This window comes from uncultured Polaribacter sp., assembly GCF_947501385.1.
Taxonomy (GTDB): Bacteria; Bacteroidota; Bacteroidia; order Flavobacteriales; family Flavobacteriaceae; genus Polaribacter.
Window position 1 is genome coordinate 53,736 of the sequence record NZ_CANMVP010000016.1, and the last position, 26,474, is coordinate 80,209.

Here is a 26,474-nt window from a genome sequence, read left to right on the forward strand (position 1 = left end):
TTTATAAATCTAACAACTTTTTAGCAGCAGAAAAAGGAGTTGTTTTTCCGTTTTCTAAATTTTTAATTTCTTCTTGTAATGCTTTCTTTACGTTTTTATTGCTGTAAAAATTAGCTTTTAATTGTTGCTCAATAGCAGACAATAACCAAAACTTATTTTGATCATTTCTTTTCTGGTAGAAATACTTATTTTCTTTCGTTAAAGAAATATAATCCACAATCATATTGTCAATTTTTTCAATCCCCACGTTATGTAATGCACTCGAAGTAAGTACTTTTGGTTGCCATTTACTCTCTTTTAACGGATACAAATGCAACGCTCTGTTAAATTCAACTTTGGCAATTTTTGCGTTTTGTTTGTTTTCGCCATCTGCTTTATTAATTACAATAGCATCTGCCATTTCTATAATTCCGCGTTTAATGCCTTGCAATTCGTCGCCTGCACCAGCCAATTTCAACAATAAAAAGAAATCTACCATAGAATGTACTACGGTTTCAGACTGCCCAACACCTACCGTTTCTATAATAATGGTATCAAAACCTGCCGCTTCGCAAAGAATAATGCTTTCGCGTGTTTTTTGTGCAACGCCACCTAAAGAAGTTCCGGAAGGAGAAGGTCTAATAAAAGCATTTGTATCAGTAACTAATTGTTCCATTCTGGTTTTATCACCTAAAATACTTCCACTATTTACAGAACTACTTGGGTCTACAGCCAACACCGCTACTTTTTTTCCCTGACTCGTTAGGTGTTTGCCAAAGGCTTCAATAAAAGTACTTTTACCCACACCAGGCACTCCTGTAATTCCTATTCTTACAGAATTGTTTGCGTACGGCAAACAGCGTTCTAAAATTTCGTTTGCTTTTTGTTGGTGTTTTGAGTTTGTACTTTCAACCAAAGTGATGGCTTTGCTTAAAAAGGTGATGTTTCCTTCTAAAATACGCGTAACAAACTCGGCTACAGAGTTTTGTTTTACTCTACTGAGTTTAATTTTTTCTGCACTCGATTTACTGGTCGTTTCTGGTTGAGAAACTCCTTTATTTTCTTGTAATGCAGATTTTTTTTTATCCATCTTAAAAGTAATTGTGTAAATTTAAGGATTAACCGCAAAGAAGCAAAGTTTTTTACAGCGTTCACAAAGATTTTTTTGCTTTCTATAGAAACTTTAACAACCACTTTGCATTTTATTTTTTAAATTTTGCAACACTCTTAAAAATGTGTCGTCTTTAGAGTAAGAACATTTCAATGAAATCAACCAAACAGTTACATCAACCCATCATTGACCAATGCAAAAACAACAATGCCAAAGCGCAAATGCAGTTGTATAATTTGTATTGCAAGGCAATGTTTATTGTGGCTCACAGATATGTGAAAGATCGGTGTATTGCGGAAGATGTTATGCAAGATGCTTTTATAAAAGCATTTAAATATATAAAAAATTATAAAAATGAGGTGGCTTTTGGTGCTTGGTTAAAGCGTATTGTAATTAACCAAAGTATCGATCACTTGAAAAAGAATAAATTAGAATTGGTTGCTATTAATGAGGAAGTAATTACAACGGTAGAAGCCGAAGATTGGCAAGTAGAAAGCACCATTTCTGTTGATGAAATTGTTGAAACGATAAACAATTTAAAAGAAAAATACAGATTGGTATTGACCTTGTATTTATTAGAAGGCTATGATCATCAAGAGATTTCAACGGTTTTAAACATCACAGAAAATACATCGAGAACAAATTTATTAAGAGGAAAAAGAATATTGAAAGAACAATTAAAAAACACGAGTTATGCAGCAAGATATTAGAAACTCAGTAAATAAATATAAAGAGAAGGATATAGAATTATCTGCAAATCATTCAAAAAAGTTTAAAGCACTATTGCATGCAGAGTTTCCGCAAGAAAAATCTAAAAAGATAAATTTTAAATGGCTTTCTATTGCCGCTTCAGTAGTGCTACTCATTAGTTTGGCAATTCAGTTTTATCCGACAGATACTATCGTAGCACCCTTAAACCAAAATAATACGGAAAATAACGCAACATCTAAAAAGATTACTTTAGGAGGCATTTCACCAGAATTTGAAACGATAGAAAAGTATTATAAAAATAGCATCAATCTAGAAATTAGTCAGTTAGAATTGACCGATGAAAATAAAGAAGTAATTGACGGCTATTTATTAAAAATTGCAGAACTCACCAAAGAATACAAGTCATTAACCCAAGAGCTCAACAATAACGGTGTTAATGATTCAACAATAGATGCATTGATTAGTAATTTACAATTACGCTTACAGCTGTTACAACGCTTGAAAAAGCAATTAAAACAACTTAAAAATTTAAACACAAATCAAAATGAAACTCAAATTATATAAAAAAATACCAACACTTTTAGCTATATGTTTCTTAGGAGGAACTGTATTTGCGCAAAAGTTTAATGAAAATTTTACTGAAAATTTTAAGGTAAATAAAGATGTTGAAGTGGTTATAAATGCATCCAATTCAGAGATCAATGTAACTACTTGGAATAAAAATGAAGTACAAATAAATGCTTTTATAGAAATTGAAGGCTTGTCTCAAAAAGAAGCGACGACCTATTTTAAAAAATGGAATTTTGAAGCTTTAGGAAACAAAAGTAAAGTAAAAATTACCTCTAAGGGAAGTGGCTTGTCGGGTTTAAAAAACGATTTTGTTTTCTTTAACGATTTTGATTTCCCAGAAATAGAGATGCCGAATATTGAAGCCATTGTACTTCCAGATATGGATTTCGATTTCGACTTTGACTTCGATTTTGAATCATTAGAAGACTTGGAAGAAGATATGGAAAGAGATGGAAAATATGCTTTCGAATATCATAAAGACGGCGAACATATTATTATAAAAACAAAAAAAGAATGGGAAAAGTTTAAAAAAAGTAAAAAATATGAAGACCTAAAGAAGGAATTTAAAAATAGTAGTGGAAAACTAAAGATAGCTTTAGAAAACTCTAAAGAAAAAATGAAACATATAAATAAAGAAAGGCTAAAAAAATCTTTAGAAAAAGCAAAACTTCAAATAAAGAGTATCGATAAGGAACAAATGAGAAGAGAGTTGGCAAAAGCCAAAGAGCTTTTAAAAAACATGAATTTTAATTTTTATTCAGATGAAAATGATTTGATGATCAATGGCAAGAAAATCAAAATTAAGAAAAGACTAGAAATCAAAGTCCCAAAAGGAGCAACTTTTAATTTAAACACCCGCCATTGTAAAGTAAAGCTGCCAAACACAGTGGCTTCTGGTAACGTAAAATATGGTTCTTTTGATGCCAATAATTTAAATGGTGGAAAATTAACCATCAATTATTCTCCTGTAAGTATTAACAGCTTAAATGCCTGTACTTTATTTTTAAACAATGTAACTGATGCTAAAATAGCATCAGTTACAAATACAACTTTATCTAATAACTCATCAGATGTGAATATTCTTAGTATTAATAAAAACGTACATATTTCTGATCAGTTTGGCGAATTAACCATAGAAAGTTTTCACCCAAATTTTGAAGAATTTGTCTTAAACTTAAGTCAATCTAATGCTATTATGGTGTTAGATAAAGTAAAAACTTCTTTTCATTATAACATCAATAGAAGCAAATTAGATAATAAATCTTCATTTGATTTTTTAAACAAAGTTTTTAAAAAGTATGAAATGAGCTCTAAATCAGAAGTTATCAATAGTCAAACAAAAAATATGATCAATTTAAATTCAGATTTAAGTACAATCATAATCAAATAGTTTTTCATCTCTTTTCTTAGCAAACTTCACTCAAATTCCATTTCTCTATTCTCAATAAAGTAACTATCTTTATCCGCTGTAAATAGTCACTTTTTTAATGGAACTCTACAAAGAAAATCAACTTAAAGTATACAATTCTCTTAGCAAAACTAAAGAAGAATTCAAACCCATCACAGAAGGCTATGTAGGCATGTATGTTTGCGGTCCAACGGTGTATAGCAATGCCCATTTAGGAAACGTTAGAACCTTTATGTTCTTCGACGTTGTCTATAGATATTTATTGCATCTAGGCTATAAAGTGCGCTATGTTCGTAATATTACAGACGCAGGTCATTTAGAAAATGATGCAGATGAAGGCGAAGACAGAATTTCTAAAAAAGCACGTTTAGAAAAAATAGAACCTATGGAAGTTGTACAGAAATATACGGTAGATTTTCATAATGTTTTAAAAAACTACAACTTTTTACCACCAAGTATAGAGCCAACAGCAACAGGTCATATTGTAGAGCAAATAGAAATGATCAAAGAAATCATAGCAAAAGGTTTTGCCTATGAAGTAAATGGTTCTGTATATTTTGATGTTTTAGAATACAATAAGAACAGCCATTACGGAATTCTTTCTGGAAGAAAAGTAGAAGATTTAATACACAATACAAGAACTTTAGACGGACAATCTGACAAGAAAAACCCACAAGATTTTGCACTTTGGAAAAAAGCAGACGAGCGGCATATCATGCGTTGGCCTTCTCCTTGGTCTGATGGTTTTCCTGGTTGGCATTTAGAATGTTCTGTAATGAGTACAAAATATTTGGGCGAAAGCTTTGACATTCATGGCGGTGGAATGGATTTAAAATTTCCACATCATGAATGTGAAATTGCACAATCGCAAACCTGCAGTGGTGTTAAACCTGTAAACTATTGGATGCATACAAACATGCTCTTGTTAAATAGCCAAAAGATGGCAAAATCTACTGGGAATTTTATTTTACCGAATGAAATTTTGAGTGGAGAAAATAACATTTTACCAAAAGCTTTTACCGCAAGTGTGGTTCGTTTTTTTAATCTGCAAGCCAATTATAGAAGCATTTTAGATTTTTCTGGTGAAGCCTTAGAAGCATCAGAAAAAGGACATTCGAAGTTGATGGAAGCTGTGAGTTTTATTGATAAAATTGAAGCCGATAAAACGTCTACTTTTAATGTTCAAAAATGGAAAGCTGATTGTTACGCTGCCATGAATGACGATTTTAATACACCCGTTTTAATATCTCATTTGTTTGAAGCTGTAAAAGTAATCAATCTGATAAAAGAACATAAAGCCAGCTTAACTGCAGAAGATTTATCAGTATTTAAAATGACTTTAAACAGTTTTATTTTTGATGTTTTAGGTTTGCTAAATGAAAGTGCTCAAGACAATTCAGAAAAAATAAACGGAGTTGTTGAATTGCTCATCAAATTAAGAAAAGAAGCAAGAGAAAATAAAGATTGGGCATTGTCAGATCAAATTAGGGACGAATTAATTGCATTGGGAATTCAGTTAAAAGATGGGAGAGAAGGCACAACGTTTTTGGTGAACTAAAAGCCCATCCCAACCTTCCCAAAGGGAAGGAGCAAAAAACTATTCGTATAAAAATGGTGAAGGATTTTAAAAAAAACAGATTCCGTTTTTCTCCCCTTTGGGGGAAAGGTGGCTTTTTATCATATCCATTCATACTATTCGTTCGTTTTTACCAAAGCGCCATTTCACCATACACACCCGCAACATGCAGATATAGCCCAACATGTTCACATTATACCATAGAAGCTTTGCAAAAACACGGATTGTTTTCTGGTGGTTGGTTGGCATTGAAAAGAATATTTAGTTGTCATCCTTGGGGAGGAAGTGGTTATGATCCTGTTCCTGAGAAATTAGAAAAAAGAGCATAGAAGTTAGAAAATAGACTTTTAATTTCAAATAAAAAGATCATTTCGAGCCGGTATTTTTAGACAGATAAAAAATGATGAAGCAATCTTCTTTCTAAATTGAGATTGCTTTATTACTTTCGCAATAATTAAAAAGAATAACTCGAGCATTACCGAAATCAAAAAACATTTTAATTGAAAGTATTAAACGTAGGTTCTCGAGAGTTTATTAAAATGAGATTTATTAATGAGGTCTCTTCCGAAGCTTCGGAACGCTCGACCAGACATAGAACATAAAATATGAATTTTTTAGCAATAGAGTGGAACCCTTCCATAGGAATAGATTTAGGTTTTTTTGTAATTCGCTGGTACAGTTTAATGTTTGTAGCTGCATTTTTACTAGGTTTAAGGCTCATGAAGAAAATCTATATTGAAGATAAAATTCCTGTAGAAAAAATGGATCCCCTATTTATGTATGTATTTCTTTCTATGTTAATAGGAATGCGTTTAGGAGATGTTTTTTTTTACAGCTGGGATTATTACCAGCACAACCTTTTAGAAATATTTTTACCCTTTAAAAAATCTGCTGAAGGATGGAAATTTAGTGGTTATACTGGTTTCGCTAGTCATGGTGCAGCCATTGGTATTCCAATCGCGATGTATTTTTACGCAAAAAAACATTTACAAAAGCCTTGGTTATTTATTTTAGATCGACTGGCAATAATGGTTGCTTTGGCAGGTTTTTTTATTCGTTTTGGAAACTTTTTCAATTCAGAAATTTATGGGAAAGAAACAGGTTCTAACTTTGGTGTTATTTTTAAAGCGGCAGGAGAAACTGCTCCAAGACATCCTACACAGCTGTATGAAGGATTAAGTTATTTGGCCTTATTTTTTGTAATGTGGTACTTGTACTGGAAAACAAACAAAAAATACCAAACTGGTTTCCTTTTTGGTTTGTTTATGGTTGTTTTATGGTCTTTACGATTTGTGATAGAATTTTTAAAAGAGCCACAGGTACAACAGCGAGGAGAAGAATGGATTTTTAGTCCGTTAAATACAGGTCAAGTTTTAAGCATCCCTTTGGTATTGATTGGTGTTTGGTTAATGATTAGAAAATCTAATAAAGAAGCATAGAGTTCATGGAGAAATTAAAACAACGTTGGAATATTACAAGCAACTGGTCTTTGGTGGCTATATTTATCGTTTTTGCAATCAATGGTTCTTTTGCAGCATGGGTTGCAAAACCCGTAACCAATTTTATAGGTTTAAATCCTGACACGCTATCAGGATTTATTTATTGGCCTTTAAGAATCTTATTGATCTTCCCAATTTATCAATTAACACTCCCAATTGTAGGTTGGTTATTTGGTCAATTTAAATTCTTTTGGGCGTTTGAAAAAAAGTTTCTAAGCAGGTTGGGTTTTGGCTTTTTATTTAAAACGGAAGATTAATTTTCAATAATTTCTTCATTTTTTCTTTTGTTAATTACATAACTATAAATCCACATCAGTGAAAAAGTAGGGATGAAATCTAAAGGAAGAATTTCTTCCACAAAACTTAAAGTACCCGCAATTTTACCTTCTTTTCCTTTGTACATTTTGGTCATAATATAACCAGAGATCGGAGCCCATATAAAGTCGAAAAAAGGAATGGGTAAAAAACCGATTAAATCTAAAACAATACTCGCAGCTAATTTTTTATATTTACTATTCATATTTTACACTATTCAAATTTCTTGCCAAAATATATTCGGTATCTAGAGAATTCTATAATTTTACTAAAAATAATCATTTCAGGTGAATTTCAACATATTTAAAAATACAATAGAAGCATTACAATCGAAACAATTAGGCGGTTTAGAGGCACAATTTAAATTGGCACCAGCACTTCGTTTACAATACAATGCTGACAGAATAAAAGCAAAGCAACCAAGAAAAGCGGCAGTTTTGGCATTGTTTTATCCAGATAACAATAATGAAACTACCTTTTTATTAACAGAAAGAGCACGTTACAAAGGCACACATTCTGCTCAAATAAGTTTCCCTGGAGGTAAAAGAGATACCACCGATGCCAATTTACAAGAAACGGCATTAAGAGAAGCTTTTGAAGAAGTGGGTGTTTTACCAAATTCGGTAGAAATCATCAGAGAACTAACAGATGTATACATTCCACCAAGTAATTTTTTGGCTACTCCTTTTATTGGCTTTGCTGATACAAAACCAACCTTTAACACGAATTATGAAGTTGAAAATACCATCGAAATTTTGGTAGAAGAATTGCTTAATGAAGCGTCTTTATCTACTATAAATTTAAGTACTTCTTACATGAAAAATATAGATGTTCCCTGCTTCAAATTTAACAATTATATGGTGTGGGGTGCTACTGCTATGATGCTTTCAGAAATTAAAGAACTGTTAAAATTATAATGTTTGTTATATCTTTTGTAAGTTTGTTTTAAACCAAGTAAAACTATTTAGAATGCCTTTATTTAAAAGGAATCCTTTTGGTCATATCTTATTTTTAAAGAAGATGATCATCAGAATTTTTGGACTTATTTCTCATGGAAGATACCGTAAATTTAACAATTTACAGATAGAAGGTTCTGAGATTTTAAGAAGCCTACCAGAAAGAAATGTCTTATTTATTTCGAACCATCAAACCTATTTTGCAGATGTTGCAGCCATGTTTCATGTGTTTAATGCTGCTTTAAAAGGAAGAGATGATACGATTAAGAACATTGGTTATATCTGGAACCCAAAGTTAAATTTTTACTTTGTTGCTGCTGGCGAGACGATGCGTTCTGGTATATTACCTAAAATATTTGCTTATGCAGGTTCTGTATCTATTGACAGAACTTGGCGAAGTGCTGGTGAAAATGTAAACAGACAAGTTAAAAATTCTGATATTTCGAACATCGAAAAAGCCATAAAGGATGGTTGGGTGATTACCTTTCCACAAGGCACAACCACACCTTTTAAGCCTATTAGAAGAGGAACCGCACATATTATTAAAACATGTAAGCCGATTGTGGTGCCTGTAGTGATTGATGGTTTTAGACGTTCTTTTGATAAAAAAGGATTGAATATTAAAAAACGGAATGTGTTGCAATCTATGGTGATTAAAGAACCTCTGGAAATAGATTATGAAAATGAGAGTATTGCAGACATTGTTACTAAAATTGAATATGCAATAGAACAACACCCGTCTTTCTTAAAAGTATTGTCTCCAGAAGATGCCGAAGAATATCTAATGGAAGAAGAAGAATTGAATAAAAAAAGAGAATTTTGGAGTTCTTAATTGTTTTGGTTGATTTTAAATAATTGCATTTCTATACCAAGAAAAAAGCTCCACCTATATGCTAAATCATTATAAAGATACTCTAAATCTGTTCTTTGTGTAATCTGGTTTAGAAAACTCAACCGGACGGTATCGCTTAAAAAGTATTCAAATTGAACAGAACCAGACCAACTAAAAAGATTCTTTTGTTCTCTGTTTATAAATCCTGTACCAATTGATGGCGTAATATGGAAGTTATAATCATTAAAAACATCCATAAAAGTAAATCCTGTAAAAGCACCAAACCGGGTGTATTGTGTACTTAAAAAAGCTTTTTCGAATTCTAAACCATAGATAAGAAAGCCCAAACTATTATCTTCACCTTCATGTTTTACTCTTGCAATAAAATTGAGTGTTCCTGCTCTATTCCCTAGGTTATCACCAAAAACAAGCAACTTAAAATCATGATGTAGCGAAAAATTTACTGAATTTTGACTATAACAAAACAAACTATTTATTACAAATAGTAAGAAAAAGATTAGGGAACTTTTCTTTTGAAGGGTCAAATGATATATAGTTATAATACGAGATAAAGGTACTCTTTTTCTGAATAAAAATTACCTACAACGCATTGTTTTCGAAATGATTTTTATTTAGTTTTCAAAATTTCATCAATAGTATCCAATTCATTTTCAGAGAAAGTGGTGTTTTCAATTGCCTTCACACTGTCTAAAATCTGTTCAGTTTTGCTGGCTCCAATTAATACAGAGGTAATTCTTTGGTCTTTTAAAATCCAAGAAATAGCCATTTGTGCTAAATTCTGATTTCTACTTGCAGCAATTTCATTCAATGCTTTAATCTTAGGAAGCATTTCTAAAACTTGATTTGAATTTAAAAACGGACTGTCTTTTACAGCTCTTGAATCTTTTGGTAAACCGTTAATGTATTTATTTGTTAGCATTCCTTGTGCCAGTGGCGAAAAACAAATAGCACCAACACCGGTGTTTTCTAACAAATCTAACAATCCGTCTTCTATCCATCGGTCAAACAAACTATATCTTGGTTGGTGAATTAAGCAGGGAGTTCCTAAATCTTTTAAAATTTGAAATGCTTTTTTGGCTTCTTCTGGCTGGTAATTAGAAAGTCCCACATACAAAGCTTTTCCTTGTCTTACCATCAAATCTAAAGTCCCCATGGTTTCTTCTAAAGGCGTATCATAATCGGGTCTGTGATGATAAAAAATATCTACATAATCTAAGCCCATTCTTTGCAAACTTTGATCTAAACTTGCCACCAAAAACTTTTTAGAACCCAAATCTCCATAAGGTCCAGCCCACATTCCGTAACCCGCTTTTGTAGAAATAATAAGTTCGTCTCTGTAAGATTTAAAATCTTTTTGTAAGATTTTACCAAAATTACGTTCAGCCGAACCTGGAGGCGGCCCATAATTGTTAGCCAAATCGAAATGTGTAATTCCGTTATCGAAAGCACATTTTAATAAATTTCTAGAATTTTTAAAATTGTCATCATCACCAAAGTTATGCCATAGCCCTAAAGAAAGCTCTGGTAACAACAAGCCACTCTTGCCAGTTCTTCTAAATTTCATTGTATCATAACGCTTAGCGTCTGCTATATAACTGTTTTTTTTACTCATAATTTTGATATACTTTTTCTAAATCCTAAGGCGGCTAGTAAGCCAACAATAGGAATGATTGTAAAGGTGGTAAATAATTTTTGATATGCTATAATGGTTGGGTTTTCGCCCAACATATATCCTGTAAATAACGACATAAAAATATCTGGAGTAAAACCTACCACAGAAATAATACCTACTAAAGTACCTGTCATTTGTAAGGGTGTTTTTGTTTCTTCAATAATGGCAAAATACAAACCTCTTAAAGAATAAGTTCCCAAGGCCATAAAGATAAAAATTGTAAATGATAAATAGATGGGTTGTTCATTAAAAAAGCCCAGTCCTAAAAAAGCAGATGCTAAAATTAAAACTGTAAAACTAGGAACAATCAATTTAGACGGAATCAACTTGTCTGCCAGCCAACCAAAAGAAATGGCGGCAATTGGTCTTAAATACTGAATAAAAACCGCAAAGTACGTAGCTTCTTCTAAGGAATAATTCCAAACATCTTTGGCATACGTTCCGTAGACGCCTGTGAGCTTGTAAGAACAATAGGCACAAAAAATAATCAACGAATGGTAGATTACTTTTTTTTGTTTCATCAAAGCAAATGCTTTTTTAAAATTAAATTGAAACTCTTTGCCTGTTTCAAATTCTGACTTTTCTTTCGGCAGTACTTTCCAAACGAATAAAGAGACTAAGAAAACAATTCCAGTAATGGCTCCAATAATGTATTGTAGTGTTTCTACCTTGTTTTCAAAAGTAATTTCAACACCTTTTTTAGGAAAAAAGAAGGTTAAAATAGAGGCTCCGAATAAAGCGATTGAAGCTGCAAAAAAGCCTCTCCCACCATCTAATAATCCGAAAGACAAGCCTTGGTTGTGTTCATTTCCCCATTGTCTTGTTGCCTTAATTAAAGAAGCCCAAAATAGTAAAATGGTAGAAACTCCCCAAAAGGCGTATAAGATTTTTAATGTATTTATAGACGGAATTAAAGTCATCCAAAAACCACCAATGGCCGTTAAAAACAAAGAGAGTGAGAGTAATTTTTTAGGTTCCCATTTATCGGCAATAAAACCACCAAAAAAGTAGGAGAGCATTGCAGTAATTCCGTACAAAGCTTGTGCTTCGCCAATTTGTGCATCAGAAATTAGAAAAGCCTCTCTAATGACGGGTTTAAAAACGCGCATCAAAATAAAAGGCAACAGAAAAATAGCTTCTCCAGCAATAATTAGCGCAAACATTACTGAGATTTTCTTTCTTTTTTGCATTTGTCTAAACTAAGAATTCTTTTTGATTAGTTCTAAGAAAATTTAAGGTCTAAAATCTATTTCGATATTTTATTCACAAAAAAAAGGAAGTTTTTTAGCTTCCCTTTTTAGTAGTTTAATTTTTGTAATTAATCTCTTTCGGCTGAAAACGGTAAATCTTGTCCGTCATAGGTAACAGTTCCAGACATTGAGTCTTTGTCAAATTCCATATCAAAATTTGTATTTATACCTTGTACATCAACATCTCCAGTTAATCTTTTATTATTAAAACCCGTTGTGCATTTTGAGCTAAATGTATTCCAAAATGTCAGTTCGAGTGATTTTTTGATAAAAAAATCGTATCGAGAACTAGTTTAGAAACGAAAATTCTTATTCTCGATACAAATTTCACTTATTTCAATCGTGAAATTCACTCGAATTGACAGAATTTATCAAAATGCACAACGGGTTATTAAAATCAACTGAGCTTAGTAAGAGTGTTCCATAAACATTAGATTCTATTTGTACCTCATAATCATCTTTAACTTTCTTTATGGTCATAACCCCAGATAGAATTTGCTCACCTGCTTCAATTTCATAACTCCAATTTCCTGCAGGGCTATAGTCTTGTAGAGATTTCATTCCCGTAAGAGAAAAGCAGGTTAATAGTAAGATAATTCCAAAGACTACTTTGTTTTTTGACATAAAAATTTGTTTTGTAGTAGGTTTATATATTGCTACAATATACGTTTTATAAATTAATATTCAGGTTGGATTATTTTAAGGCTTCTTTAAGAATGGTAATAGGATGTTTTGCAATTCTTTGTGTGCCGTCAAAAATTTGATGTCTACAACTGGTTCCTGCAGCCACAATTTCAGTTTCTTTGGGTGTATTTCTTACTTTTGGAAATAAGGTATCTTCACCCACTTGCATCGAAATCTTATAATGTTCTTTTTCGTAGCCAAAAGAACCTGCCATTCCGCAACAACCAGAATTGATAATTGTGACCGAATAATTTTGAGGAAGGTTTAAAATTTGAAAACTCGCATGGGTTCCAGACAATGCTTTTTGATGACAATGTCCGTGAATTTTAAGTGTCTTCGCGTCCGAAGTGAATAAAGAAATATCCACCTGTTGATTTTCGACTTCTTTTGCTAAAAACTCTTCAAACGTAAATACATTTTTGGCAATCTTTACTGCGGATGCTTTGTCATCTGCCAAACGAATGTATTCGTCTCTAAACGTTAAAATGGCAGAAGGTTCTATGCCAATCAATGGAGTTTCTACTGTAATTAGCTCTTTAAAAATTTCTACATTTAAATTACACACTGCTTTTGCTTCTTTTAAAAATCCTTTAGAGATAAAGCTTCTTCCAGATTCTTCGTGATTGATAATTTGTAGATTATAACCTAATTTTTCTAAAACATAAAACGCATCTTTTCCTATTTCAACATCGTAAAAGTTGGTGAATTCATCGCAAAATAGATAGACTGTCTTTTGAGATTTCTCGAGAGAGCCTGTATTGAGCGAAGTCGAAATACTCGAAATGACATTGTGATTTTTATACCAGCTTTTTAAAGTTTTTGGTGCTAATTTCGGAACGGTTCTTTTTTGCGAAACACCCATCGCAGCTTTGGCAAATGGTGTATTTAAAATGGCATTAGTTAAGGCAGGAGCAATGCTTCCCAATTTGTTATACTTTACATTGTTTGCAAATAATTTGCTTCGAAAAGAATAGCCGTTGGTTTCTTGGTATTGATATAAAAACTCCGCTTTCATGGTTGCAATATCCACATTACTTGGGCATTCAGAGGCACAAGCTTTACAGCTCAAACACAAGTCAAAAACTTCTTTTAATTCTTGATAATCGAACCTATTCGGTTTTTCTGAGTTCGTCAAGAACTCTCTAAGAGCATTTGCTCTTGCTCTTGTGGTGTCTTTTTCATCTTTGGTGGCTCTGTAACTTGGGCACATGGTACCACCAGCCTCCACTGGTTTTCTACAATCGCCAGAACCGTTGCATTTTTCAGCGAGTTTTAAAATCCCCTCACTATCCGAAAAATCTTGAATAGTTTTAATTTTAGGTTCAATTCTATCCACTTCGTAACGGAGGTTTTGATCCATTGAAAAAGCATCGGTAATTTTTCCTTTGTTGAAGATGTTGTTAGGATCAAAAGCCTTTTTAATCCTTCGTAAGAGTTGATAATTTTGTTCACCAATCATGAAGGGAATAAACTCTGCACGTACAATGCCATCACCATGTTCACCAGAAAAAGAACCTTTGTATTTTTTGACCAATTGGGCAGTTTCCGTGGTTATTTTACGGAACAAAACAACATCTTCTTTCTTTTTTAAGTTTAAAATAGGTCGTAAATGCAATTCTCCAGCACCTGCATGTGCATAATACACCGCATTTTGCTGATACTTGTCCATAATTTCAGTAAACTCTTCAATATAATTTGGCAAGTCTTCTAAAGCCACAGCAGTATCTTCTATACAGGCAACAGCTTTTCTATCTCCAATCATATTACCCAAAGCGCCCAAACCTGCTTTTCTTAAATAATGGACTTTTGCAATGTCTTTTCCGTATACCTTTGGATGGTGATACCCGAAATTATTTTCTTTTAAATCTGCAATCAATTGGTCTGCCAGTAACGCTGCTTCGGGTAAGGTATTCGCAGCCACTTCTAACATTAAAACCGCTTCAGGATCTCCATGCAGAAAAAATCTATTTTTAGCCAATTCACGATTGTTTTTAGTACAGTCTAAAATGGTTTTGTCCATCAACTCGCAATTGTACAAATTGTGTTTCATGGCAATAACCGTTGCTTTTAAACTCTCTTGAATGCTGGTAAAATGAGAAGTTACCATGATACTTTCTGTAGGAGGTAAGTCGTCTAATTGCAAAGTAATCGAAGTCGAAAAAGCCAAAGTACCTTCACTTCCCGATAAGAATTTTGCAACGTTTATGGTAGGTTTCGTTCCACCAAACAAGTCGGAAGTTAGAAATTCATCCACCGCATAGCCTGTATTTCTTCTGTGAATAATTTCTTTCGGAAATTCTTTTTTTATTTCTTGTTGATTCGCTTCCAAAGAAAGTTCCTCATAAATGGCTTTGTAAATGTTTCCTTCTTGGGTATTTTCTTTGGTTTTATGGATGAATTCCGCAGAAGAAATTTCTTTAAAGGTAGCCGTACTACCGTCACTTAAAAGGGCTTCGATTTCTAAGACTTTATCACGGGTAACACCATATTTGATCGAGGTACTTCCAGAAGAATTGTTTCCTACCATACCACCAATCATACAGCGGTTGGAAGTAGACGTGTTAGGTCCGAAAAACAATCCGAAGGGTTTTAAATACGCATTTAAGGAATCTCTTACAATGCCTGGTTCTAGTTGTATGGTTTTTGCTTCTTTATTAAAAGCAATGGTTTTTGTAAAATGTTTCGCAACGTCTACGACAATTCCGTCACCCACACATTGGCCCGCCAAAGAAGTTCCTGCAGTTCTTGGAATTAACGTAATCTTATTTTTAGTTGCAAAATCGATTAAGGTTTTCAAATCTTTTTTGTCTTTTGGAAACGCAACCGCCAAAGGAATTTTTCGATATACAGAAGCGTCTGTAGCGTATAAAGTTTTGTGTAAATTATCAAAAAGTACCTCCCCAGAAAGTGAGGTATTCAATTGTTCTAAAACAGCATTCTGAATCATAAATTGGTAGCAAATAAGAGTTCTCCTTACAAATATCAGCATAAAAAAATGATTTTTATCGCTTAAAAAACTTCTTTCACTATTTTTATTGATTCTATAAAAAATGTTTGAAATACTGATTATTTTCAATCAAAAAACAGCAATTTATATTGCTGTTTTATCATTTTATAAACCTTGCACTCCGTTTTAAAAAGTATCTTTGCCAAATAGTATTTGTATTCAAAATTTCTTCGCCTATTTTTTGCGGAGGAATGGCACTTTTTTTAAGTGCTAAAATTTGATCCATAGAAAGTTAGCAAACAATTTAATGCCTGATTGCTAGTAGATATCGATGCTATCGCTATTTTTAATCCGACGCTTTGCGCATCTCATTAGTCTGCAACGTGTTTTATCTTTAAGATCATTGATGAATTCAGACATACAGATTAACAAACCAACACCTATTCTTGCTACAGAGAAATTAGTTCTTTTTAAAAGAGCAACCCACGTAAAAGATACGATTAAAGCGTTAGAAGCCGGCGATTTTGTGTTGATCACAGAGTTTTATAACAACGGAATGACCTTGTTAAAGGAGTTGCAAACGCATTTAAAAAACAAGCTTCCGAACAAGTCTTTTAAAGAACAACGCGAATATAGAGCGGCTTATCACAAACTGTCGAATCTTATTTTATTAGAAATTACAGCACAAAAAGTAGCTGTAAAGAAATCTCCTGAAATTGGCTGGTTAGAAAAATTTTATCCAGATAATGACCATTTTATGTTGACTTTTCCGCAAGTACAAGGCTTAAATAGTGCTTGGCAATGGTACCAAAACGGAATTGTAGTACCTGTGTTACGAAATAAAATTCATCCGTACTATGGGACGTATTTTCCAACGCGTTTCGATCATTTGATCTTGTTTGACAATTGGTTAAAACGCTATACAGGCCCTAAAAAATCTGCGATCGATGTGGGAATTGGAAGTGGTGTACTGTCTTTTCAAATGATCAAACATGGTTTTCAAAAAGTTTTTGGAACTGACACCAATCCAAATGCTATTTTTGGTTTGCAAGAATTTATGGGCGATACCAAGTTGTCTCGTAAAATCGAATTAGAGCACGGACATTTCTTTGGCAAATATGAAAAAGAAGCTGAATTGATTGTTTTCAATCCGCCGTGGTTACCTGAATCTTATAATTTAGAGAATGTAGACGAAGCTATCTACTACAACAAAAACCTGTTTCCTAAGTTTTTTGCGGAAGCAAACAATCGTTTGGCAACAGATGGAAAATTGGTGATTCTATTTTCAAATTTGGCACAAATAGCTAATTTGACAAAAGAGCACCCAATTGAAAAAGAACTCGCAAAAGGCGTACGTTTTACATTAGAAAAATGTTTCAAAAAAACCGTAAAAGGAGCTTCTGAAAAAACAAAACGAAACCAACATTGGCGTGGTACGGAAGAAGTAGAGCTTTGGGTGTTGATTAGAAAATAAAGTTTTGAATTTTTAAATAAGAAAACTAAATAAAATTATTAATTTTCAACATTCATTTTCATAATTAATTGTAATGCTAAGAAAATATGTGTTGATTAAAAATCTAATATATTTTCTTAATTTCATGAAAGACAACTAATTAAAACTAATATTAGGCACAATTCTTTATATATTTTTTTAGACATTCAGGAGTTTCAGAATACTGACTTAATTGGGTCAATATTAGAGATGCCTCAACTTTAAATTTAGTTTTAATCTTTAATATTTTTTTGTTTTTATTACAATCTTCAATTAAATATTTTAAAAATTTTAAAAAAAATTCAATTTCATATTTACCACGATGCTTTTTTTCAGGAGGGATAGTGTAAAAATTCTCTAAACTTTGTTCTATTTCCTTTTCATTAACATCAATAGCATCTGGAAATTTTTCTTTTATTAACTTTAAATCGTAGTTAGATTTAAACTCGCCTATTTTGATTGTAGCGAAATCTTTTGGGAATTTTTCATTGAGTGACACATTTACTATAGTTTTCTCTAATTTTGCTTTTCCTTTAGCTGTAGCATACCAAATATTAAATAGAGAGGTCACATTATGATGTTCTTTTTGATTTTTTGTAAAAAGATCTATAATTTTTTCAAATTCAGAATCGGTTTCTTTAAGCATGAACTCGTTTTTTAAAACTCTTTTAAGTACTTTTTCTGAACAATAAAGGTTTTCTATCGAATAACAAGGTGTATTATATATTTTATCTTCATGAATATTTTCATCAAAATCTTTATCAATAAAAAAAGCTGTTTTAAAATTTGGGTATTTTTTTTCGATCGTTTGGAATGTAGAAACTACCGATTTCTTGTTACCACAAATTATAGGATGATGATTTTCTCCAAAATAATCGTTAATTCTGGGAAAATAATACTGTGAATCCTTTCCTTCGTAGAAACAAAAAAGATCTGTACGGTATCTTCTATGAAATAATACAAATTTATGAAATGAAACGACAGGTGAATTTCTGCTTTTTTCAATTAAATCTTGTGGACTCATTTATTTGAATGTTGTGTAATCTGTTAGACCAAAAGCATATTCATTCATACTGTTATCATAAATAAAAGGAGAATGTGTAACGGTAAATAAGAAGTTACATTTCTCAGATTTAATGATATCGGGTAGTAACTTTTGTTGCCAATCAATAGATAAGGATAATTCAGGTTCATCAAATAGTACTATAAAAGATTTATTTAGATCTAAATAAATTTTAGAAAATAAGGAAACAATTTGTTTTTCTCCTGATGAGAGTTGTTCCAGTTTTATTATATCTGAGGAGTTTTCTCTGATAATTTCTAATTTAATCGAACTTTCATTGTACCGGAAATTTTTAAGATTTAAGTATTTATTACAAGTTTCTGCAAAGTTTTTGATAGCTAAATCTAAAACTTCTTGATCATTATATAAATCAATTAGCTTATCAATTAAATATAGTAAGCCTTTATTAGTTTTTGTACCTGAATTAATATATTGGATAATATTAAGCTTATCATCTTCAGATATTGAATTCCCAACTCTATCTAAAATTATTTCAAGTTTATTTTTATCTACACTATTTTTAAATTTATAATTAGGAAATTCTTTTGACAATTGACTTAATAAATCTCCTGTTATTTTAGAAAAACCGACTAAAGATTTATGTCTAATTTCATCTGTTACACTTTCAATTTTTTTTCTAACATCTTCCATCCCAAATTGGATGATGTCTTCATATTCATCACTAGAGCTTTCGAAATCGTGACCTTCATAAAAAGGATTGTCATAATATTCATTATTAGACTTTAGTTGTTTTTTAAGATTTTCAAGCTGTGATTCAATTCTTCGATAGGTGGGGAAATATAAAATTTTACTTGTAATGTTTTTATCAAGTACATCTATAACCTTTTGAAAATTTATAGATTCCTTTTCGCCTATGAATTTTACAATATTATCATAAACAAATTTAGTTGGTGCATTAATTTTGATATTAATATTATTTAAAGTTTCGACAGCAAAAAATCTTTTTTCTTGCTCTGTAAGTTTTTTATTCTTAATCGCTATTTTAAGTTTTTCTATATCATCTTTTTTGAGTTCATTTTTTAGGCTATTATAAAAACCACCACTCTGAAACTTAGCAGGTCTATCAACATAAAACTCTAAATCATTTTTTGAGAAAATAACTTTACTTTTGTTTGAAAAGTGTAGCTCAATTTCACTAAATTGAATTGTATTTAATTTTTTAAATTTCTTATCTAAAAGGTAATACAAACAATTTAATACAGTGGTTTTACCTAAACCGTTTTCTCCAATAACTATTTTAAATCTATTATCAAAATTAATATCAACATTTTGATATCCGAAAAGTTTTGAAATTCTAAATCTTGTGATTCGATTCTTTATCATTTCTTTATATTATTTATGCAACTTTGTAAAATTATATCTTTTAGTTATTAAAAATCAACTTTGGCGAAATTAAATTTCTTAAATAGAAGACCAACCCGTATAAACACCTATTTTTTAGCCTTCTGCACCAACTCAATTTTATTCACAGACGTTTTTGTGGTAAATACACCATAGTTGATCACCACATTTTTCTTGTCAATTTTATCAATGGTGCCTACAGAATTGGTGTCTATAATACGCACACTGTCGTTTAACTTATATTCGTAGGCTGCTTTTTCATCGGCAATCTTTACGGCTTCTTTTTTCTTTTCTTTCCGTACTTCCACCACTTTTTCTAAGACTTCTTTTTCTACTTTCTCAATAACTTGCTTTAGTTGCTTTTCAACAATTTTTGCCTTTTGTTTTTGAGATTTTGTTTTTGGGTTTAATGGGTTTTTCTTCGCGTATTTTACCTTTTCATCTGCCACCCATTTGTTAAAATTGGTGTTCAGCTCTTTCTTATTGTTGTTCTGAAAGTATTTGTTTAGAAACTCGTTTGTTTTTCTTCCCAAAGAAAGCATCCGCTGGTTGTTGTCATACAATTCTTGAAATCCTGCCAATTTCGACTGAATTTTATCTTCCTTTTCTTGTAAACTTTCTAAATGTTCTTTTCCCTTTGTTTTTTGTTTTTCTAGATTGTCTGAATTTCGTTGCAAACGGCTTCTTTCTTTCTGTAGCTTCGAAATGGTTTTGTCTAAACGCACTTTTTCAGTCTCCACCCGCTTTTTTGCTTTGTTGATAATGCGAAACGGAATGCCGTTTTTCTGCGCCACTTCAAAGGTAAAAGAACTTCCTGCTTGCCCCACAAACAATTTGTACAAGGGTTCTAAAGAACGTTCATCGAATTGCATGTTTGCATTGGTGACATTCTCTAACTCGGCCGCCAAGACTTTTAAGTTAGAGTAGTGAGTGGTAATAATTCCGAAGGCTTTTTTCTCATAAAATTCTTCTAAAAAAATTTCTGCCAAGGCGCCACCCAATTCTGGGTCGGAACCCGTACCAAATTCATCAATTAAAAACAAGGTGTTTTCGTTACACTTGCGTAAAAAATTTCGCATGTTTTTGAGTCGGTAACTATAGGTACTCAACTGATTTTCTATCGATTGGTTGTCGCCAATATCTGTTAAAATTGTATCAAAAATATAGGTCTGGCTGCGTTCATCCACAGGAATTAAAATCCCGCTTTGTAACATTACTTGTAACAAACCAATGGTTTTTAAGGTGATGCTTTTTCCACCAGCATTGGGGCCAGAAATGACTATAATTTGTTGCTGTTCGTTCAATTCGATCGACTGTGCAATGGTTTTTACCTCTTGGGCATTGTTTTTTCGCCATAAAATAGGATGGTAGGCATTTTTAAAATACACTCTTTTTTCCTTGGTAATCAAAGGCAAAACACCATTCATTTCTCGCGCGTATTTTGCTTTTGCGCCCACCACATCTGTATGGACTAAAAAGTTTAAATAAGCTTCTAAAAGTGGTGTAAACGGACGAACGGTTTCCGATAAAGTACGTAATATGCGAATGACTTCTTGCTTTTCTTCATAGACTAAATTCTGAAACTCTCTACTATACGCCAAGGTTGCTTGTGGTGCAATGTATACGATATTTCCAGATTTTGAGGAGCCTAACAAACTTCCTGCAACTTTTCTTCTGTGCATTGCAGAAACCGCCAAAACACGCTGATTGTCTACCACCGTTTCTTTGATATCATCTAAATACCCCAAGGCAATAGATTTAGACAACGCACTTGAAAAACTAGCGCCAATTTTACCACGAATGTTATTGATATCTCTTCTAATTTGCTTTAAGTCGGAAGATGCATTGTTTTTTACTTCGCCAGAAATGTCAATGATTTTTTTAATTTCGTCATCCACATACGTTGTGAATTCTATTTTTTGAGAAAGTTCAAAAAAGGTAGGAAATTGCACTTTAAATTTCTTAAAAAATTTCATCAATTCGTTTACGGTTAACGAAGTGGTGGCTATTTTTAAAAAGGCATCTGTTTCGATATGGCTATTTTCGATGGCCAAACGTTTTACACTTTCGGTAATATTGTCATAACCATGATTGGGTACTCGGTTTTCACTTTGAAAAGAAGATACATATTCATTCACCAAATGCAACTCTATAAAAAGCTGTTTTCTACCAATAATAGGTTGAATTTCACGTACACTTTCTTTTCCCAAACCAGAAATACAATGTTCTGAAACATGTTGTAAAACCGTTGAAAATTCTAAATCTTGTAATGTTTTTTCTGAAATATTCGTATTCAAATTTGTAATTTTGATGTATTGTGATTTGTCGGTTTAAGCGTATTCAATAACTTCTCGACTGCGCTACCATTGACGTGTTTAATTAATTTTTTGATTATTAAGCACTTAATAGTTCTCGACTCCGCTCGAGCAGACATATTTTATAGACTGATGTACGTCATTATAATCGCTTGAAATTTTTTTATCGGGTCTCGAAGAGACATTTTAAATGTAATTTAGATTTAGTAACAAAAATAACAAACAATGCAGGTAAAAATAGGAGATAGCTGGAAAAATATTTTACAAAATGAGTTTGAGAAACCGTATTTTAAAGATTTGACAAGTTTTGTGAAATCGGAGTATGAAAATCACACCTGTTTTCCTGCAGGAAAGGATATTTTTGCTGCCTTTGATTATTGTTCTTTAGAGGCTTTAAAAGTGGTGATTATTGGGCAAGATCCGTATCACGGACCCAAACAAGCCAATGGTTTGTGCTTTTCTGTAAAAGACGGCATCAAACATCCGCCATCTTTAATCAATATTTTTAAAGAAATTACCACCGATTTACATACAGCATATCCAGAAAGTGGGAATTTAGAAAAATGGGCAAAACAAGGCGTATTATTATTAAACGCAACCTTAACTGTTAGAGCGCACGAGGCTGGAAGTCACCAAAAGCAAGGTTGGGAAACCTTTACGGACGCTGTAATCGAACAAATTTCTAACGAAAAAGAAAATGTTGTCTTTTTACTTTGGGGCGGTTTTGCAAAGAAGAAAGTAAAGCTTATTGATACTAAAAAACATCATGTTTTAACCTCTGGACATCCTTCTCCTTTAAGTGCAAACAGAGGGTACTGGTTTGGAAATGAACATTTTTCGAAGACAAATGCGATTTTAAAAGAGCTTGGGAAAGAAAACATTGAGTGGTAAATATTCAGCAAGGGAAGCATGCTTCCTTGTCAATAAAAAAATCCGCTAAAAAGCGGATTCATTGAATTTGAAATTAAGAAACAAACGGATTTATAAAAAATCTGCTTGCTTTGCTATTGTTTGGTTTGTTAGGGAAGCGTCAGCCAAACCACAAGAGCTCGAGGTACTTCTACAAGAAGAAAAACAAATAATTCCTACGATACAAATTGCAACAAATACTACTTTTTTCATTATTTAATATTTTAACGGGCTAAATGTACATATTTTTTATGAATTCGCCCGAATTTTTCTTCTTTTCTATAACGTTATACCGCAGCATTTTATTTTGAATACGTGTAATTAAGTTTTTTGTAATGGGTTTTCCGTCATTCCATTCTGTGATTTTTAGCCACTTCTGAATGTCTTCTATTTGCTGTTCATAGCGTTCTGCTAAAACTTCGTCAATATTAGGAATGTCTTTAAAATTGGTGGTTTGCTGATTGATAATGTCTAAAACTTTTTTGACTTCCTCAAAATTATTTTCTAAAATTTCATTTCTAACAGCTACCACAAAACAGGGCCAAGGTGTTGGGCAATCGTCAATTCTTCTAAAAGTACCATTGTCTACCAAAGGTTTGGTGGTAAAGTGTTCCCACATAAAATAATCTGCAGTGCCGTTGGTAAGTGCATCAATGCCTCCTTGTAAATTACCAATGACTTTAAATCTTAGATTTTCGACATTCCAACCTTGATTGAACGCATTTACAATTGCCATTAAATGAGAGCCAGAACCAAACCTGCTGATGGCAATTGTGGCGTGTTCTAAATCTTTAATCTTTTTAAATTTTGAGTGTGCAGCTACATGAATTCCCCAAATTAAAGGTGTTTTTACAAAGGTTTGTACAATTTTAGAAGGATTTCCGTCTGCAATATCTTTGATAATTCCTTCTGTTAAAACAATGGCAATATCAACATCACCAGAACGCAAAGCTTTGCACATGGCACCCGTGCCTCCAGGATAATCTTGCCAACGAAGATTGATATTTTCTTTGGTATATTCTTTATTTTTTAGCGTTACATACCAAGGATAATTAAAGTGTTCTGGTACACCACCAACTTTTAAATCTGTCATCTATTCTACTAATTTATCGAGCGTATAAAGAATTAAATTTTCAACTACTTTATTGTAATCTTCACTAAAAGTTCCATTGGCTCTGTTTGCAATAATTGCATTCATAGAAATGGCTTTATGTCCTAGCAATTTAGACAACCCATAAATTGCAGAAGTTTCCATTTCTAAATTGGTAATTTTCTTTCCTTCAAATTGAAAAGAATCGATCTTATTATTTAAATCGGCATCTTGTAATGGCAATCTTAAAACCCTTCCTTGAGGACCGTAAAAACCACCAGCAGTTGCTGTAATTCCTGTAAAAGTTTTATTAGAAGACAATTTTTCTGCTAATTTACGGCTGTTTTCAACCAAAATAGGAGTTGATTTTTTAGCACTCCAATTCGTATGTTGTACAAAAGCTGTTGCTATTTCTGTATTTGAAATTGCATCTATTTGGTAGGAGTGCAGCATGCCGTTTAAATCTAAGGCATGAGAACTTATTAAAAAGGAGTCTACTGGAATGTCTTTTTGCAAAGAACCAGAAGTACCAATTCTAACAATATGTAAAGATGTTAAGTCGGCTTTTGGTTGTCTGGTTGCTAAATTGATATTTACCAAAGCATCTAACTCATTTAACACGATATCGATATTGTCTGGTCCAATGCCCGTAGAAATTACAGACAATCTTTTGCCTTTATAGGTTCCTGTGGAAGTTTTAAATTCTCTTTTTTGTGTGGTAAATTCTACAGCATCAAAAGACGCTGTAATTTTATCAACTCGATCTTGATCGCCAACAAAAATAATAGTGGTGGCAATATTTTCTGGTCTTAAATTCAAATGGTAAATACTTCCATCTGGATTTAAGATGAGTTCAGATTGTTTAATACTCATTTAAGATGTTATTTGTAGCAGCTTTTCAGTATTGGTATTGTATAAAAAGCTATATTTTTTAGAGCCACCAAGATATGAATTATCAGCACGTAATTGGCCGTAAAAATTCACTTGATTTTCTAAAACTTGCTGCCCTTTTTTTGAGAGTTTTACAGGATTAAATGAAGAAAATAATTTTTGTAAATTCTCTATGTTGTGCTCATATTGTAGATCACCAAAACCATATACTTCTTGATCTTTTAAAAGTTGATGTACCAATTGTTTTTTTGAGGAAAATTGATGCGCATTTGCAGTTTTTAGAATGGTATTTTCTACTTTATTTAAACCGTTTTTAATGGAAGGAAAACGCTGTAAATGAGCTTCTATAGCAGTTGCTAAATATTTAAAAGGAGAGTTTTTATTAAATTTATAAATGGTTTCGATACGAAGTGGACTGTCTGAACAATACAACTGCCAAATATAATCTGCATATTCAATATCATCTTGAGTTAACTCAATTTTATCTGTATAATGTTGGCGAATTTGTTCTTCAGAAAGCTCCGTTAAACTAAGCATTTTCTCAACGCCTTCTACTTTCCCACTAGCAACTAAAGAAATATGGTATCCTTTTCTATACCGTTTTAACCAGCTGATAACGGCAATCATATTAATTTGACAAAACAAATCATAATCAAACCAAAGTACAATTTCTTTTTGCTCTTTTTTATTACAGAGGTTTCTGTATTCTTTGACGGTATAATTGATAAATTTCTGTTTGCTTACTTTGTAGGAAGATTTAAAAAATTCAAACCTATTTTTCCAAAAGTTTTCACTACCAACATCTACAGTGGTTTTACCTTCGCATAGCATTTCTCTCCAGGTTATAAATTCACCAGAAATCTTTAATTTTTTAAGATAATTTGTAGTGTAATCTCCGTTAGTAATATGTAATATTGAATCTACCATAATTAAAAAACAACGTTTTTGCTACGTTTTTATTGTGTTATACCAATTTTCGACCAAAATATTAGTAGCAAACAACCTTTTTTATTTTGTATAAAGATAAAAAAAATTCATTATATTTTAACATTGATAAAATAAAAATTATCCTCCTACGCGTTTCACCTTGAAACCTTTGTCTTTTAACATCGTCATTATTTTATCACGATAATCTCCTTGAATAATAATTTTATCATCTTTAAAACTACCTCCCACAGAAAGCTTCGTCTTAATTTCTTTTGCTAAAATTTTAAAATCTGAAGTTGCGCCCGTATAGCCTTCTAAAATAGTAATTGGTTTTCCTTTGCGCTTTTCATATTTACAAATAATAGGCGCTTCTTGTAACCAAATATTAGATTTCTCTTTTTTGGGTACTACCGTTTCCTTGTGTTCTGGAAATAAATTTTTTAATTGATCTTTAAAATCCATTTTTTTAGTCTTCACTTTTCAGTTCTCAGTCTTCAGTTGGCAGTCTCCAGTCTGTTACTTTGACTAAAATTTATTGTTCTACCCGTTGTGCATTTTGAGTTAAATGTATTGCAAAATGTCAGTTCGAGTGATTTTTTGATAAAAAAATAGTATCGAGAACTAGTTTAGAAACGAAAATTCTTATTCTCGATACAAATTTCACTTATTTCAATCGTGAAATTCACTCGAATTGACAGAATTTATCAAAATGCACAACGGGTTTATTGTTCTTTTTAATTCTATTAGCTTGCAAACAAGTCTAGCTCAGTCCCGAAATTTCGGAAGAAACGACATCCTTTTTGTTTTTTTACAAAAAGATATTGTGGAAAGCTGGAAATAGCTCCTGAAAAATAGTATTCAGTCTCTAGTTTGTTGTTGACTGCTTACTGCCAA

26 protein-coding genes are annotated in these 26,474 nt (G+C 32.2%); 11 read left to right on the forward strand and 15 right to left on the reverse strand.

What is annotated here, in order from left to right; all coding sequences use genetic code 11:
* Position 1 precedes the first annotated feature (1 nt).
* Complete coding sequence (gene meaB, locus Q0998_RS11545) at positions 2 to 1,069, reverse strand: methylmalonyl Co-A mutase-associated GTPase MeaB (protein WP_299670121.1); 1,068 nt, start codon at positions 1,067 to 1,069, stop codon at positions 2 to 4.
* Positions 1,070 to 1,242: 173 nt separating this feature from the next.
* On the opposite strand from meaB, the gene Q0998_RS11550 reads away from it, so the two are divergent.
* The 7 genes from Q0998_RS11550 to Q0998_RS11580 all read left to right on the forward strand — a co-directional run bounded on the left by Q0998_RS11550 (position 1,243) and on the right by Q0998_RS11580 (position 7,111).
* Positions 1,243 to 1,800, forward strand: a complete 558-nt coding sequence (locus tag Q0998_RS11550) for a sigma-70 family RNA polymerase sigma factor (RefSeq protein ID WP_299670122.1) — start codon at positions 1,243 to 1,245, stop codon at positions 1,798 to 1,800.
* On the forward strand, positions 1,784 to 2,365 hold the full coding sequence (locus tag Q0998_RS11555) for a hypothetical protein (RefSeq protein ID WP_299670123.1): 582 nt from the start codon (positions 1,784 to 1,786) through the stop codon (positions 2,363 to 2,365). Before Q0998_RS11550 ends, Q0998_RS11555 begins: the two co-directional genes overlap by 17 nt.
* Positions 2,346 to 3,761, forward strand: coding sequence for a hypothetical protein (locus tag Q0998_RS11560; protein ID WP_299670124.1), 1,416 nt, complete (start codon positions 2,346 to 2,348; stop codon positions 3,759 to 3,761). The genes Q0998_RS11555 and Q0998_RS11560 overlap by 20 nt, the downstream gene beginning before the upstream one ends.
* Before the next feature lie 97 nt (positions 3,762 to 3,858).
* On the forward strand, positions 3,859 to 5,337 hold the full coding sequence (gene cysS / locus Q0998_RS11565; RefSeq protein ID WP_299670125.1) for a cysteine--tRNA ligase: 1,479 nt from the start codon (positions 3,859 to 3,861) through the stop codon (positions 5,335 to 5,337).
* Between the two features lie 53 nt (positions 5,338 to 5,390).
* Positions 5,391 to 5,684, forward strand: a complete 294-nt coding sequence (gene yidD / locus Q0998_RS11570) for a membrane protein insertion efficiency factor YidD (protein ID WP_299670126.1) — start codon at positions 5,391 to 5,393, stop codon at positions 5,682 to 5,684.
* 276 nt (positions 5,685 to 5,960) lie between these two features.
* The gene (gene lgt / locus Q0998_RS11575; RefSeq protein WP_299670127.1) at positions 5,961 to 6,794 is read left to right on the forward strand and encodes a prolipoprotein diacylglyceryl transferase; all 834 of its coding nucleotides are present in this window, start codon (positions 5,961 to 5,963) and stop codon (positions 6,792 to 6,794) included.
* Between the two features lie 5 nt (positions 6,795 to 6,799).
* A complete protein-coding gene (locus tag Q0998_RS11580; RefSeq protein ID WP_299670128.1) occupies positions 6,800 to 7,111 on the forward strand; it encodes a DUF6787 family protein in 312 nt (103 codons plus the stop codon).
* Here Q0998_RS11580 and Q0998_RS11585 read toward each other — a convergent pair.
* On the reverse strand, positions 7,108 to 7,374 hold the full coding sequence (locus tag Q0998_RS11585; protein ID WP_299670129.1) for a hypothetical protein: 267 nt from the start codon (positions 7,372 to 7,374) through the stop codon (positions 7,108 to 7,110). The two genes, Q0998_RS11580 and Q0998_RS11585, sit on opposite strands and share 4 nt — an antisense overlap.
* An 82-nt stretch (positions 7,375 to 7,456) precedes the next feature.
* Between Q0998_RS11585 and Q0998_RS11590 the strand changes: the two genes are divergently transcribed.
* Both Q0998_RS11590 and Q0998_RS11595 read left to right on the forward strand, forming a co-directional pair.
* Positions 7,457 to 8,086 (forward strand): CoA pyrophosphatase, encoded by a 630-nt coding sequence (locus tag Q0998_RS11590; RefSeq protein WP_299670130.1) that lies wholly within the window; start codon positions 7,457 to 7,459, stop codon positions 8,084 to 8,086.
* A 52-nt stretch (positions 8,087 to 8,138) separates the two neighbouring features.
* A complete protein-coding gene (locus Q0998_RS11595) occupies positions 8,139 to 8,957 on the forward strand; it encodes a 1-acyl-sn-glycerol-3-phosphate acyltransferase (RefSeq protein WP_299670131.1) in 819 nt (272 codons plus the stop codon).
* Here Q0998_RS11595 and Q0998_RS11600 read toward each other — a convergent pair.
* From Q0998_RS11600 to Q0998_RS11620, 5 genes are all read right to left on the reverse strand, one after another.
* Entirely contained in the window at positions 8,954 to 9,445 is a 492-nt protein-coding gene (locus Q0998_RS11600) for a hypothetical protein (protein WP_299670132.1), read from the reverse strand. The two genes, Q0998_RS11595 and Q0998_RS11600, sit on opposite strands and share 4 nt — an antisense overlap.
* A gap of 140 nt (positions 9,446 to 9,585) precedes the next feature.
* The gene (gene mgrA / locus Q0998_RS11605) at positions 9,586 to 10,590 is read right to left on the reverse strand and encodes an L-glyceraldehyde 3-phosphate reductase (protein WP_299670133.1); all 1,005 of its coding nucleotides are present in this window, start codon (positions 10,588 to 10,590) and stop codon (positions 9,586 to 9,588) included.
* Positions 10,587 to 11,813, reverse strand: coding sequence for a nitrate/nitrite transporter (locus Q0998_RS11610; protein ID WP_299670134.1), 1,227 nt, complete (start codon positions 11,811 to 11,813; stop codon positions 10,587 to 10,589). The genes mgrA and Q0998_RS11610 overlap by 4 nt, the downstream gene beginning before the upstream one ends.
* Positions 11,814 to 12,236: 423 nt before the next feature.
* On the reverse strand, positions 12,237 to 12,524 hold the full coding sequence (locus Q0998_RS11615; protein WP_299670135.1) for a hypothetical protein: 288 nt from the start codon (positions 12,522 to 12,524) through the stop codon (positions 12,237 to 12,239).
* Positions 12,525 to 12,594: 70 nt separating this feature from the next.
* A complete protein-coding gene (locus tag Q0998_RS11620; protein WP_299670178.1) occupies positions 12,595 to 15,531 on the reverse strand; it encodes an FAD-binding and (Fe-S)-binding domain-containing protein in 2,937 nt (978 codons plus the stop codon).
* 406 nt (positions 15,532 to 15,937) lie between these two features.
* On the opposite strand from Q0998_RS11620, the gene Q0998_RS11625 reads away from it, so the two are divergent.
* A complete protein-coding gene (locus tag Q0998_RS11625; protein ID WP_299670136.1) occupies positions 15,938 to 17,005 on the forward strand; it encodes a methyltransferase in 1,068 nt (355 codons plus the stop codon).
* Between the two features lie 151 nt (positions 17,006 to 17,156).
* Here the strand turns inward: Q0998_RS11625 and Q0998_RS11630 are convergent, their stop codons facing one another.
* The 3 genes from Q0998_RS11630 to Q0998_RS11640 all read right to left on the reverse strand — a co-directional run bounded on the left by Q0998_RS11630 (position 17,157) and on the right by Q0998_RS11640 (position 21,745).
* Positions 17,157 to 18,047 carry a DUF4435 domain-containing protein gene (locus Q0998_RS11630; RefSeq protein WP_299670137.1) on the reverse strand — a complete coding sequence of 297 codons (891 nt, stop codon included), beginning with the start codon at positions 18,045 to 18,047 and terminating at the stop codon, positions 17,157 to 17,159.
* Positions 18,048 to 19,430 carry an AAA family ATPase gene (locus Q0998_RS11635; protein ID WP_299670138.1) on the reverse strand — a complete coding sequence of 461 codons (1,383 nt, stop codon included), beginning with the start codon at positions 19,428 to 19,430 and terminating at the stop codon, positions 18,048 to 18,050.
* 107 nt (positions 19,431 to 19,537) lie between these two features.
* Positions 19,538 to 21,745 (reverse strand): DNA mismatch repair protein MutS, encoded by a 2,208-nt coding sequence (locus Q0998_RS11640; protein WP_299670139.1) that lies wholly within the window; start codon positions 21,743 to 21,745, stop codon positions 19,538 to 19,540.
* 243 nt (positions 21,746 to 21,988) lie between these two features.
* Between Q0998_RS11640 and Q0998_RS11645 the strand changes: the two genes are divergently transcribed.
* Positions 21,989 to 22,654, forward strand: coding sequence for a uracil-DNA glycosylase (locus Q0998_RS11645; protein ID WP_299670140.1), 666 nt, complete (start codon positions 21,989 to 21,991; stop codon positions 22,652 to 22,654).
* Positions 22,655 to 22,744: 90 nt separating this feature from the next.
* Here the strand turns inward: Q0998_RS11645 and Q0998_RS11650 are convergent, their stop codons facing one another.
* From Q0998_RS11650 to Q0998_RS11670, 5 genes are all read right to left on the reverse strand, one after another.
* On the reverse strand, positions 22,745 to 22,885 hold the full coding sequence (locus Q0998_RS11650) for a hypothetical protein (RefSeq protein WP_299670141.1): 141 nt from the start codon (positions 22,883 to 22,885) through the stop codon (positions 22,745 to 22,747).
* 19 nt (positions 22,886 to 22,904) lie between these two features.
* Positions 22,905 to 23,765, reverse strand: a complete 861-nt coding sequence (locus Q0998_RS11655; protein ID WP_299670142.1) for a substrate-binding domain-containing protein — start codon at positions 23,763 to 23,765, stop codon at positions 22,905 to 22,907.
* Positions 23,766 to 24,635 carry a nucleoside phosphorylase gene (locus tag Q0998_RS11660; RefSeq protein WP_299670143.1) on the reverse strand — a complete coding sequence of 290 codons (870 nt, stop codon included), beginning with the start codon at positions 24,633 to 24,635 and terminating at the stop codon, positions 23,766 to 23,768. It lies immediately after the preceding gene.
* A complete protein-coding gene (locus Q0998_RS11665; protein ID WP_299670144.1) occupies positions 24,636 to 25,580 on the reverse strand; it encodes a DUF1835 domain-containing protein in 945 nt (314 codons plus the stop codon). It abuts the gene before it with no gap.
* Positions 25,581 to 25,718: 138 nt separating this feature from the next.
* The gene (locus tag Q0998_RS11670) at positions 25,719 to 26,042 is read right to left on the reverse strand and encodes a translation initiation factor (RefSeq protein WP_299670145.1); all 324 of its coding nucleotides are present in this window, start codon (positions 26,040 to 26,042) and stop codon (positions 25,719 to 25,721) included.
* Between the last annotated feature and the right edge of the window lie 432 nt (positions 26,043 to 26,474).